The sequence below is a fragment of the Pseudoalteromonas sp. SG44-8 genome (genome assembly GCF_014164125.1).
GTDB classification, from domain to species: Bacteria; Pseudomonadota; Gammaproteobacteria; order Enterobacterales; family Alteromonadaceae; genus Pseudoalteromonas; species Pseudoalteromonas rhizosphaerae.
In genome coordinates, this window is record NZ_JACJEQ010000029.1 from 1 (window position 1) to 12,449 (window position 12,449).

The following is a 12,449-nucleotide window of genomic DNA, read 5'->3' on the forward strand; positions in this document are numbered from 1 at the left end:
AAACGGTTGAATCTGACAATGAACACTAACAAAACAATAAACATCATTCGCTTCGCTCATTGGGAAAAAGCCTCGCTGCAACTTCGTTGCAAAGCGCTCGGTTTTTCCCGTTATTGTAAGCGTTATGTTTCTAATCCAAGGTTGGTAAAATTGATTCAAAATGGATATACCAGAATAGCATTTTATGCACTGATCGTAGCCAGCATACTGAGTGTTTTAGTTAGCTCAAGTTTGTTAGCACTACTTCCCGACGCAGAAGGAGTTACTTTATTATTAGTGTTGCTTACGCCTCTTCTCATTTTCATAAACTTGTTTGTCGCATACAAAATTCGACAAGGTAAGGTGTCATTTATTAAACTGGCTTTTTGGCTCTATGTAATACAAATAGTAGGCTTTGATATTGGTGGTTGGGCATTCTCCTTATTATTGGGTTTTACATTCCATCTCTCTTGGGCAATAGGGGAATCTTCCATCACGATTAATTTCTTTGCTATTTTGATGTCGGTGTTATTATTTAAAGCAATGAAAAGCGTAAACGAAACCTAATCGGGTAGCCGGAGGTCTCTAACCTCCAGCCCCCACACCACCCATCATGCACTTTTTATTAACAGGAAGTGCATGATGGGTGTGTCATCTCCCGTAATGAATATTGATGCAAATATCTCTCAATGACACTAAACCTTGTGAATCTAAGTGATTGCCTAGCGCAATGTTAATTCCTTTTGTTTTTGAGCTTCGACAAGGGCCTTCGCTTCCAAGCGCCTACTTTTGGTACTGGTGATATCACACTGTTTGCTAACACCCAATTTCATTAAACTGCGTACTTTAGTGCGTGTTATACCTTAAAAGAGCGCCATTGCCGCCAGTAACACATTCTTATCCTACGGCGGTTCCAGTGATCTAAATCCACCGTTAGCTAATTAAAATGAAGGTCAAAATAGACAGCCCAATGGCGCGACGACAGCTTTTTATTGAAGGAATGACAAAAGATTAGGATGTGTTGAGCCCGCATACCTTTAAGTAAAAAGCGCAATATTACAATTAACAAGGCATGAACAAATTGACCTTACGCGGTCAAACGAAAGTGAATGCCTCTCTTCACACTGCGGCAACTGTATTGCTTAGTTCATAATATAGAAAAGCTGCAAAACACGATGCATTAATAAAGGTAAGCTGCTACCTCTCCAAATAAGCCACTAAACACCTGTCATACCTTCCAAAACGCTAATTAAAGCAACAGCAAATCCTTTTTTATATTTTACGTATCATCAAAGTAACTAATTGAATCAAAATAGGAACTCGGCTATGGTTAATGCATCAATAAAAATAAATTAAAAACGAGTTATTCTTTAGGCTCGTTATACACCTAAGGAAAGTTTGGCATGAAGCTAACCATTATTTCACTAATCACTTTATTTTTACTAGGCTGCGCTGCGGCAGGAGTTCCATATACAAGTGACCCTATGACGAAGCTAAATTACGCATATCAACTAATGGGAACTCAGGGACGAGGATTAGCAGCTGAAAAACTTGGATTAGAGGCACTTGCTGAACTTGAAAAATCAAAAAATATTTATGGTGTTGCTGAGGCTCATACCTTTCTAGGTTTGTTTTATAAGAATAGCAGTTACCGCGAACACAAAGACTTTTACATAAAACACAATGAATACGATCCAACAGCTTCAAAATCAATTAAACATTTTGAGTTAGCTGCTAAAGCATTTGAAGAAGACGGAGATTACTGGGGTGTGTCAAAGGCTTTGTTTTCTATGGGTAATGCATACGGTACAGATAATGATTATGTTAATGGTTGCAAAAAATACCAAGAGTCTTTATCTGTATACAACAGCGATAAAAATGTGTTAAGGGGGCGAACTCACCCGCACAACCCAGTATTTAAGTCATTTGATGCAATGATTGAGGCTTTCATTGCGAAGCATTGTGAAAGCGGTGTATAAAGTTATTCTACAGCCTCGTTATAACTACTCGTAAGCTCGGTTGTAGTTTCGATATCACGGAGAGATGAAATTAATAAACTAATCACAAAAGAACACAAGCTACTGGTGGTTTTGTGTATATCAATACTCCTTGCAATTTTGGCTGTTAAATGGGCAAATGAAGATAGTCCAATTTATAGGCCATTAATTCAGGATATGCGTTTGGTTGACTCAGTTAAAATCGCAGATGTATTGGAGCAAGAGCGTATTCACTACTATGCAGATGTTAAAAACCATATGCTTTACGTCAACCAAGAACAATCAGAATTAGCTCGTGTATCGTTGGTTAAAATTGGTATTGTTATTGAATATCCCGAAGTTACTAAGCACTCTGATTTGAATAAAGCTTATGATGAATTCATCAAACAAAAGAAACTAGAAGAAGAAACTGGAAAAATATGGCAAAAACCTTGGTTCTTTAAACTAGTCAAATTGATTATGGGTGCACTGGTAATCATAGTTCTAATTCTTGCTGTTGTTCGCCCTGCTCTCGCAGCAATAATCAATGACAAAGATGAAAAGTAATTATATGATCGTGAGTCGTAGGTCTCTAACCTCCAGTCCCCACACCACCCATGATGCACTTTTTATTAACAGAAAGTGCAATTGGCGGGTCATATCCCGTAATGAATATGTATCCAAATATTTCTCAATGATACTAAACCTTGTGAATCTAAGTCATTGCCTAGCGCAATGTTAATTCCTTTTGTTTTCGATATAGCTAACAACACCTAGTTTACTCAATGTTCCAAGGTAACAGCGGCTCAAGGTTATTAGGCTGCTCAGTAAGGTGCCCAAGCAAGTAGAAATATAGTGCAAAAAACTGGACTAACATTGGCACTAAACGATAGCTGAGGCGAAAGCTAAGAACCTTAATTAATTATTTATGAGCAACTGTTTAAAAAATCAATAACGTCCTCTTTTAAGTCACAATACTCATCATCATTCAAATGCAGTACATCTAAGACTTTTGATTCTATAATACCCCACTGTGGTATAGGCGAGCCTCGTCTGACCATAGTCACTAAGTTTTCAGACATTTTCAAAATAGCAAAGCAGATTTGTTCATCTGTATCTGTCACCTCAGCAAGAATAGCTGCATTGTGGTGGTTGAGGATTAACTGACATATCTCTTTTGGTAAATGCCAACTATTAGCAAAATAATAGCCAACAACTGCATGGTTTGTTTTATATAAACGCTCTTCAATCTCAATAATAGTTTCTTTGTCTGTTTGATTAGCACAGTGTAAAGCGGTTAAATAATTATCATATTTTATTGCCATAGGAGGCACACCGCAATCATGAAAAAGCCCAAGCGTATACAAGGGCTCTATGGCTATCTGTTTTTTAAGACGCTGACCTATCATCATGTTTACATTAGCAATCTCGGTTGAAGTATCCCAAAATCTTTCTAAACTAATACAGCTGTTATCGGTTGCAAACATTTCTTTTAATTTCAAGCCCTGTGCAAGCGCATTGACTCCGTCCCAACCAAGAAACATCACGGCTTGTTTTATATCAGCAACAGTACGAGATAAGCCATAAGCAGGAGAATTTATTATTTTTAGTATTGCTGATGAAATTGCTAAATCTTTTACCACTACCTTAGCGGCATCAGCAATAGGCGCATCGCCAGTTGCTATTAAATTTTGTAACTCAGTTAATATTTCAGGTTTAGGAGGAATAATAAAATTTCTATTTATATCTTTCAGTATCTGTTCGTTTATCTCAATCATGTATGTTTGATCCCTGAAGGTGCTTATCATTATAAGAACAAATAGATAATTAATAGTAGAAGTTCATCGCAACTATGACAACTAAAATAGGAAGCGCTAAATGAATTACAGCCCAATTCGTTAAGCTATTACTGATAAACAAAAAAGCACTGTATGTACATACAGCGCCATTTAAAATGCTACTTTATTAACCAATTAAGTTATAAAACAAAAACGGCAAGCCGAGGCTTGCCGTTTTATTACACTTAAAAAAGGTTTACTTACAAACGAATACCGCCGTCAATCTCAACCACGCGACCGGTGAAGAAGTCGTTTTCGATAATATACTGCGCGGTGTGCGCAATTTCATCCGCTTCACCAAAGCGCCCTACGGGTGTTACTGCTAGCATACGCTGCTTGGCTTCTGGTTTCATAGCATCAGTCATATTAGTACGAATAACGCCTGGTGCAATGGCACCTACACGAATACCAAAACGGCCAAGCTCTTTTGCCCAACCTGTAGTCATCGCTACCACACCCGCTTTCGACGCAGCGTAGTTAGTTTGACCAATGTTACCTGCACGAGCAACACTCGACATATTAACTATCACGCCACCTTTACCCGATTCAATCATATGACATGCAGCTTCACGCCCCGCTAAAAACACGCCGGTTAAGTTTACATCAATCACTGACTTAAATTGATCAAGCGCCATTTTTGCAACCACTTTGCCTTCTTTAGCTTTGATAAACATACCATCGCGTAAAATACCGGCATTATTTATCAATACACCAATATGACCAAAATCTGTATTGATGGTATTAAATGTATTTACCACCGCATCTTCATCAGTCACATTGGCAACATAGGCTTTTACAGTTACACCATGTTGGCTAAGCTCAGCAACTGCATCATCTAACAACGCTTGTTGCATATCAATTAACGCAATATTAGCACCAAGCGACGCAAGTTTATGCGCCATTGCAAATCCTAAGCCTTGTGCGCCACCGGTGATCACCACGGTATTATTTTTAATTTCCACCTGTTACTCCTTCGAGAATAATTTAAATATGGCGCTAAAGTCTTCGCTGCCCGCACCTTGGTGTTGCAACATGGTATAAAGGTTTTTAGCCATTGACCCCATCGGGGTTACTGAATTACTTTGCTGCGCGGCTTCCATCGCAAGACCTAGGTCTTTAGCCATTAAATCAACCATAAAGCCTGGTTTATAATCATTACTAGCCGGGGCTGTGTCCATCACACCTGGGCAAGGATTGTAAAGCTCAAGAGTCCAGTTACGACCAGAGCTGGCGGTCATAATGTCGCTCAGCACTTTTGCGTCAAGGCCATTATTTATACCCATTTGAATTGCTTCACTGGTTCCCGCCATAAGAATACTCAATAGCATGTTATTACAAATTTTTGCGACTTGTCCTGCGCCAATATCACCTGCATGAAAGATATTTTTACCCATATCAGCAAGCACCGGCTGGGCCTTAGCAAATTGCTCATCGCCACCACCGACGATAAAGGTCAGTGTACCTGCCGTTGCACCGGCAACACCACCGGATACCGGCGCGTCAACAAAGTCGATACCATGTTCACTAAGCTCAGCGCCTACGTCGCGTGCTGATGCTGCATCAATCGTTGAACAATCAATTACTAACGTTGACTTTGCTAAAATATGTACAAGTCCGGTATCACCTAAATAAAGTGACTTAACGTGCTTACTGGCCGGTAGCATGCTGATCAATACATCAACATCCGTTGCACAATGTTTAGCATCATCCGCGGCGATCGCGCCATTTTCAGCAAGTAGATTTACGACCGTTCGGTTTAAATCAAACACCTTAACCTGATGACCCGCTTTAACTAAGTTGGCAGCCATTGGGCCACCCATGTTACCTAAACCAATAAAACCAATAGAAAGTGACATAACATTATCCTTGTGTAAGTTGTTTTAGTGGATGTGAGTCGTGATCCCAACGTTGAACAAAAAAACTCTCGACTAATTCATCTGGGATCTGTTCAAGCGTTTTAAACTGCCAATTAGGCGCGCCGTCTTTATCAATCAGTAACGCACGAATACCTTCTTGAAACTCGCCGACTTCACCACAGCGAACCGACATACCCAGTTCCATTTGAAAACATTCGCCTAAACTTTTACCTTTTGAACTGGCAAGTTGACGCTCAACTAAGGCGCAACTGAGCGGGCAACCATGCTTTAATGCTTTTTGCGCTCGGGTAAGCCACGTATCGTCAGTTTCTAGATTTAAGATATAATTTACTTTATCGCGTAGATCAGTAAGCTCACCCAATTTTTGAATGGTGGCTAAATGCGCCTTTACATTGCCTTTTGGCATACGCCCAGAAACATTATCAAGTTCGGTAAGTAAGCTGGTCAGCTTCTCGTGATTCAATGAAGCCGTTTTACCCCACTTAATGCTGCACAATTGCTCAATCAGAGTGTCGTATTTATCCGCTTTGAGGTAGTGATCAGCTAATGCCACATACATTGCATCGTCACAATTAATAGACGCTGCAGTTAACCCCAAAAATAAGCCGACATGTTCAGGCATTTTATGTAGAAAATAACTGCCGCCTACATCTGGGTATAAACCAATTGTTAGCTCAGGCATAGCTATACGTGAGTTCTCAGTTACCACACGATGACTTGCACCCGCCATTAAGCCTAAACCGCCGCCCATCACAATACCATTACCCCAAACAAGGATCGGTTTATCATAACAATGAATGAGGTGGTCAAGGCGATATTCGTGAGCAAAGTAATCTTCTATTAGATTTGCCGGTTCACCACTGTTCATAGCATTATGCAGGCTGACTACATCACCACCGGCACAAAATGCTTTATCCCCTGCCCCTTTAAGTATCACCATCGCAACATTACTGTCAGCCGCCCATGCGTTAAGTTGCGGCGCTAATAATTTGATCATCTCAAAATTAAGTGCATTTAACGATTTAGGGGAGTTGAGCGTGGCAAAACCAATGAGTGAACCGTTTGCAGCGCTCGCAGTTTCAAACACCACGAGCGCATCTGGTGAATTTAATTGCGTTAACTCAATCATTAGCCATTCACCCAATTTGCTTTGCGTTTTTCTAGGAAGGCATTCACCCCTTCTTGTTGATCTTGTGTATCAAACAAACCAACAAATAACTCACGTTCAAGCGGTAATACATGCGCCATTGGCTGAGTGCGGCCCTTTTGGATCAGGGTTTTACAGGCACTAACAGCAACAGGACTTTGATCTGCCACTTGAGTAGCTAATTTAAGTGCCACTGCAAGACTTTCGCCTTGTGGTACCACTTCTTCAACTAAGCCGATTTGAAGGGCTTTATCTGCTTTTAGACGCTCACCACATAAGATCATACGTTTAGCCCAGCCTTCACCAACTAACCATGCTAGGTTTTGCGTGCCACCCGCACACGGTAGTAAACCTACTTTGGCTTCTGGTAGTGCCATTTGTGCTTGCTCTTCTGCAATGCGAATATCACATGCTAACGCTACTTCTAGACCACCACCCATGGCATAGCCATTGATCGCGGCAATGGATACACCTCGAAATGCAGTTAATGCTTCAAATGCGTCACCAAATACTTGCGACATAGTCGCTGCTACGCCTTTATCGCCACCAGCAAATACATTTAAATCAGCACCAGCACTGAAGAACTTTTCACCTTCACCGGTGATCACTAAGGAGTAAACATTTTTATTGTCATTGAGCTCATTTACCATATTTTTTAAGGCAATTAACGTGTCTTTAGTCCAGGTATTCGCTGGCGGATTAGACATGGTTAAAATCGCTACGTGACCTTCAATGGTTAATTCAATACTTGGGTTTGACATTTCGCGATCCTTATAAAATATCGGCTGCTGATTCAGCTAAAATACGGCGTGCAATAATCACCCGCATGATCTCGTTAGTACCTTCAAGAATTTGATGAACGCGCACATCACGAACGTGGCGCTCCAGTGGGTATTCTTTGATATAACCATAACCACCATGAATTTGTAGTGCGTCATTACAAACAGTAAAACCGACATCAGTGGCAAAACGCTTTGCCATGGCGCAATAAGTGGTTTTTTCGCTGTCATTATTATCAAGTTTAAAAGCCGCTAAACGCACCATTTGACGCGCCGCAACAAGCTCGGTATTCATATCGGCAATTTTAAATTGCAGCGCTTGAAAAGCAGCCAACGGTTTACCAAATTGTGTGCGTTCTTTTAAGTATTCACGGGCTGTTTCAAGTGCCGCTTGGGCAGTGCCAATTGAACAAGTTGCAATATTAATACGCCCGCCATCAAGGCCTTGCATTGCAAACTTAAAGCCTTGACCTTCTTGACCTAATAAATTATGAGCAGGTATGCGTACATCTTCAAAACTAATTAGTCGTGTTGGCTGCGCATTCCAGCCCATTTTTTCTTCTGCTTTACCGTATTCAACGCCTTTGGCATCAGCCGGTACTACAAACGCAGAAATACCCGCCGCTCCTTCACCGCCAGTACGCGCCATAACTACTAACACTTCGGTCTCGCCTGCGCCTGAGATAAACATTTTTGAGCCATTGATCACGTAATCATCGCCATCACGAACCGCTTTTGTTTTCAATGAGGCTGCATCGGAGCCTGAACCAGGCTCTGTTAAACAATAAGAAGCTAGTAGCTCACCCATAACAAGTTGATCACAATATTGAGCTTTTGTTTGCTCAGTACCAAAACTTGCAATCATCCAGGTCGCCATATTGTGAATGGTCAACATTGCGGTTGTAGCTGTACAACCCATCGCCAACTGTTCAAAAATAATACTTGAATCTAAGCGCGACAGGCCTAAACCGCCTGCTTCCTCTGGCGTATACAAACCACAGAAACCCAGTTCACCTGCAGCTTTAATGGTATCTTTTGGAAAAATATGTTCGCGGTCCCATTTTGCTGCATAAGGAGCCAGTGCTGATTCTGCGAATTGACGAGCTGTTTGAGCAAATGCTTGCTGATCTTCAGTTAAATTAAAGTCCATTGGAGACCTCTTGTTTATAATTGCGTTGTCAAATTAGATATTCGTGAAGAGCAACGAAGGCAATATTGTGTGTGAAATAGCCTTCGTGCCCCTCTTTTTTATTATGTGGAGTAAGTTAAATTAGTTATTTAAGATTAATGCTCATGTTTGGACCAGAGGCAATCTCGTCTTCAAACCAACGTGAAGTAATTGTTTTGGTCTCAGTATAAAAACGAATACCTTGCTTACCGTACGTATGCGTATCGCCATAGAATGAACCTTTCCAACCGGTGAACGAAAAGAATGGCAGTGGCACAGGAATTGGTACGTTAATACCCACTTGACCAACTTCAATCTCATGTTGGAACTTACGCGCAACCGCACCACTTGAGGTGAATAACGACGTGCCATTACCAAATGGAGAATCATTTATAAGCGCGATTGCTTCATCAAGCGAATCAACAAACATACACGCCAGTACTGGGCCAAAAATTTCTTCTTTGTATAGATCCATCTCAGTGGTGACGTCAGTAAATAAGGTAGGTCCTACCCAGTTACCTTTTTCATAGCCTGCAACAGTAAAATCAGAGCCATCAATTAAACACGTTGCACCTTGCTCTTTACCTTGTGCAATCAGTGACAAAATACGCGCTTTGGCTGCGGTCGATGTTTGCGGACCATAGGCTGCATCTTTGTCATCCCACACACCCGGGCGCACATTGGCAAAACCGGCTTTGATGTCTTCAACCCAGTCTTTCGCTTGGCCAACAAACACCGCCACTGAAATACCCATACAACGCTGACCCGCAGCACCAACAGAGGCACCAACAAGGTTATTAACTACATGTGAGCGACTTGCATCAGGCATTATCACCATGTGGTTTTTAGCACCGACACAGGCTTGTACACGTTTTAAATTAGCAGTGCCTTTAGAGTAAATGTATTCACCTACGCCACACGAGCCAACAAACGAAATTGCACGTACTGCGGGATCTTCTAATAAGCGGTCAACTTGTACTTTAGTGCCATGAACAACTTGTAATACACCTGCTGGTGCGCCGGCTTCAATGAACAGTTCAGCGAGTCGCATTGGCGTCAGCGGATCTTGCTCAGAAGGTTTTAAAATAAAGGTGTTACCACAGACAATCGCCAGTGGGAACATCCATAGTGGGATCATCGCTGGGAAGTTAAACGGCGTAATACCCGCGCACACACCCAGTGGTTGCATGTATGAGTAAGTATCGATTTTACGGGCCACGTTTTCCATGGTTTCGCCCATCATTAAAGATGGCGCATTAGCTGCTTGCTCAACCACTTCAATACCACGCCAAACATCGCCTTTGGCATCTTCAAAGGTTTTGCCTAATTCATGGCAAATAATGGTGGCTAGTTCATCGTGGTGCTCTTTTAAAAGTGCTGCATACTTCATCATAATGCGCGCACGTTCAGTAATTGGCACATCTTTCCAGCTTTTGAAGGTGTCTTTGGCTGATGCGATAGCCGCATCCATTTCAGCGTCGGTAGCACACGGTACTTGTGCTAACACTTCTTGGTTTGCTGGATTAATAACGTCAATCAGTTGATCTGATGTTGATTGAACAAATTCGCCGTTGATCAGTAATGGTACTTGGTGCATAACGCACTCCTCCCCAGAGGGTAATAAATTAAGCCGCAGTAGTTATTGTTAAAAGAGCCTACGGCTGTAAGAGTTTAAATTTAACTAATTTATAGTGCTTCAACCGCCAGTGCGACCGCCTCGCCACCGCCAATACATAAAGACGCTACGCCTTTTTTCAGGCCACGATTTTTAAGAGCATGGATAAGTGTCACTAAAATACGTGCGCCGCTAGCACCAATTGGGTGGCCAAGTGCACAAGCACCACCATTAACATTCACTTTGCTGGCATCAAGTTTTAATTCATTAATCGCCAACATTGTTACCATGGCGAATGCTTCGTTAATTTCCCATAAGTCAACGTCGTCAGTTGTCCAGCCTGCTTTTGCAAGCAAAGTATTCATTGCGCCAACAGGAGCAAGAGTAAACTCACTTGGTTTTTGAGAATGGGTACTGTGCGCAACAATACGACACAGTGGCGTCAGCCCTTGTGCTTTGGCGTGCGATTCACTCATTAAAATAAGGGCTGCGCCACCGTCTGAAATTGACGATGAATTAGCAGCAGTGATGGTGCCGTCTTTTTTAAACGCAGCACGCAAACCGGGAATTTTTTCTGGGCGTGCATTACCTGGTTGCTCGTCAATGCTGATGGTTACATCGCCCTTGCGAGAGCTAATAGTGTGCGGCGCAATTTCATTTACAAAATCGCCATTTGCAATCGCAGCATTTGCTTTGGTCAGTGAATTAAGTGCAAATTCATCCATTTGCTCGCGGCCAATACCGTATTCATCAGCCGTATTTTGAGCAAAACAGCCCATCGCTTTATTATCGTATGCGTCTTCTAGGCCATCACTCATCATGTGATCTTTAATTTCGCCATGGCCCATCCGCATACCGCCACGCGCTTTAGGAATAAAGTATGGCGAGTTGGTCATGCTTTCCATGCCACCTGCAACCGCGCTGTTAATTGAACCGGCTTTAATTAAATCATGTGCAAGCATGGCGGCCTTTAAACCTGAACCACATACTTTGTTGATGGTCGTAGCGCCAGTACTGCGCGCAAGACCTGCTTTTAACATTGCTTGACGTGCTGGCGCTTGACCTAAACCTGCCGGTAATACACAGCCCATGATCACTTCATCAATAGCTGTATCGCTTAATCCGGTGTCAGCAAGCGCACTGGCAATGGCTGTTGCACCTAACTCAGTGGCGGCTGCATCACTAAGGGCTCCCATAAAACCACCCATTGGGGTGCGTTTTGCTGCTACAATAACAACGGCTTCGGTAGTCATAAAAAAGGCTCCATTTTATAATTGGCTATATTCATATGCAGAGATTAGCCAAACACTGTATTTATAATCTGCTTATGAGCATACATAATATTTACGTTTACGCCAACGTAAATCTAAAATCAAGGTTTTTGCGCCCAACAAAAGTGTAAACATATCTTTATTTTGCTGTAGCCTAATACAAACAGCGCCCCTGCAAGCTGCATTAATACAGGTTACACCTGCTATTTATGGCTTTAGGTTATTAGTCTAAAGTATAAGTTCTACAATCCACTTTACCTTTACGTAAACTTCACTTATATTGGAGTTATTCGAATGAGGTAAAAACACTATGAATCAAGATAATCAAACAAACTTTGCAAGTTCAGCCGCCGAACCGGCAAGCAATGAACAAACCTTTAGTATCAGTGAACTGGCTAAAGAGTTTGATATAACCACCCGCTCAATTCGCTTTTACGAAGATCAGGGCTTAATTTCACCTGAGCGTAATGGCCAAACCCGTATTTATTCAAAACGCGATAAAGTGCGTTTAAAACTTATTTTACGTGGCAAGCGGTTAGGTTTTACCTTAGCTGAAACAGGCCGTTTGTTTGAACTTTATGATGCCGATAAATCCAGCGCTAAACAGTTAGTGACTATGCTTGACTTAATCTCAGATAAAAAAGCTGATCTAAGCCAACAAATGGATGACATTAAAGTTGTCTTGATGGAATTAGTAACCGCAGAGCGTCGTTGTCGCGACACCTTAAATCAATTAGATGAATAACTAGTTTTAAACAATAACGATTAAATGACTATTCATTAACAGTCTCTCACACAG

At 41.7% G+C, this 12,449-nt stretch carries 12 protein-coding genes; 4 read left to right on the plus strand and 8 right to left on the minus strand.

Translation table 11 applies throughout. From position 1 onward, the window contains the following. The 3 genes from H5163_RS17365 to H5163_RS17375 form a co-directional block, all read left to right on the plus strand. Window positions 1-546 (plus strand): hypothetical protein (locus tag H5163_RS17365; RefSeq protein ID WP_220494596.1); only part of this gene is annotated, 546 nt, incomplete at its 5' end. Between the two features lie 836 nt (window positions 547-1,382). Continuing rightward, window positions 1,383-1,958 (plus strand): hypothetical protein, encoded by a 576-nt coding sequence (locus H5163_RS17370; protein ID WP_182735610.1) that lies wholly within the window; start codon window positions 1,383-1,385, stop codon window positions 1,956-1,958. A gap of 201 nt (window positions 1,959-2,159) precedes the next feature. Further along, window positions 2,160-2,522, plus strand: a complete 363-nt coding sequence (locus tag H5163_RS17375) for a hypothetical protein (protein WP_220494597.1) — start codon at window positions 2,160-2,162, stop codon at window positions 2,520-2,522. A gap of 359 nt (window positions 2,523-2,881) precedes the next feature. On the opposite strand, the gene H5163_RS17380 is transcribed toward H5163_RS17375, so the two are convergent. The 8 genes from H5163_RS17380 to H5163_RS17415 form a co-directional block, all read right to left on the minus strand. Further along, window positions 2,882-3,733 (minus strand): HDOD domain-containing protein, encoded by an 852-nt coding sequence (locus H5163_RS17380; protein ID WP_182735612.1) that lies wholly within the window; start codon window positions 3,731-3,733, stop codon window positions 2,882-2,884. 260 nt (window positions 3,734-3,993) lie between these two features. Then, entirely contained in the window at window positions 3,994-4,755 is a 762-nt protein-coding gene (locus H5163_RS17385; protein ID WP_145233291.1) for an SDR family oxidoreductase, read from the minus strand. Window positions 4,756-4,758: 3 nt separating this feature from the next. Beyond that, window positions 4,759-5,649, minus strand: coding sequence for a 3-hydroxyisobutyrate dehydrogenase (gene mmsB / locus H5163_RS17390; protein ID WP_182735613.1), 891 nt, complete (start codon window positions 5,647-5,649; stop codon window positions 4,759-4,761). 4 nt (window positions 5,650-5,653) lie between these two features. Further along, the gene (locus tag H5163_RS17395) at window positions 5,654-6,799 is read right to left on the minus strand and encodes an enoyl-CoA hydratase/isomerase family protein (RefSeq protein ID WP_182735614.1); all 1,146 of its coding nucleotides are present in this window, start codon (window positions 6,797-6,799) and stop codon (window positions 5,654-5,656) included. Then, window positions 6,799-7,578, minus strand: coding sequence for an enoyl-CoA hydratase (locus H5163_RS17400; protein ID WP_145233284.1), 780 nt, complete (start codon window positions 7,576-7,578; stop codon window positions 6,799-6,801). The genes H5163_RS17395 and H5163_RS17400 overlap by 1 nt, the downstream gene beginning before the upstream one ends. Before the next feature lie 10 nt (window positions 7,579-7,588). Continuing rightward, window positions 7,589-8,746 carry an acyl-CoA dehydrogenase family protein gene (locus tag H5163_RS17405; protein WP_182735615.1) on the minus strand — a complete coding sequence of 386 codons (1,158 nt, stop codon included), beginning with the start codon at window positions 8,744-8,746 and terminating at the stop codon, window positions 7,589-7,591. A 124-nt stretch (window positions 8,747-8,870) separates the two neighbouring features. Continuing rightward, window positions 8,871-10,361: a CoA-acylating methylmalonate-semialdehyde dehydrogenase gene (locus H5163_RS17410; protein WP_145233279.1), complete on the minus strand. Its 1,491-nt coding sequence runs from the start codon at window positions 10,359-10,361 to the stop codon at window positions 8,871-8,873. Between the two features lie 89 nt (window positions 10,362-10,450). Next, on the minus strand, window positions 10,451-11,632 hold the full coding sequence (locus H5163_RS17415; RefSeq protein ID WP_182735616.1) for an acetyl-CoA C-acyltransferase: 1,182 nt from the start codon (window positions 11,630-11,632) through the stop codon (window positions 10,451-10,453). A 328-nt stretch (window positions 11,633-11,960) separates the two neighbouring features. On the opposite strand from H5163_RS17415, the gene H5163_RS17420 reads away from it, so the two are divergent. After that, window positions 11,961-12,395 (plus strand): MerR family DNA-binding transcriptional regulator, encoded by a 435-nt coding sequence (locus H5163_RS17420; protein ID WP_145233276.1) that lies wholly within the window; start codon window positions 11,961-11,963, stop codon window positions 12,393-12,395. Window positions 12,396-12,449: the final 54 nt, after the last annotated feature.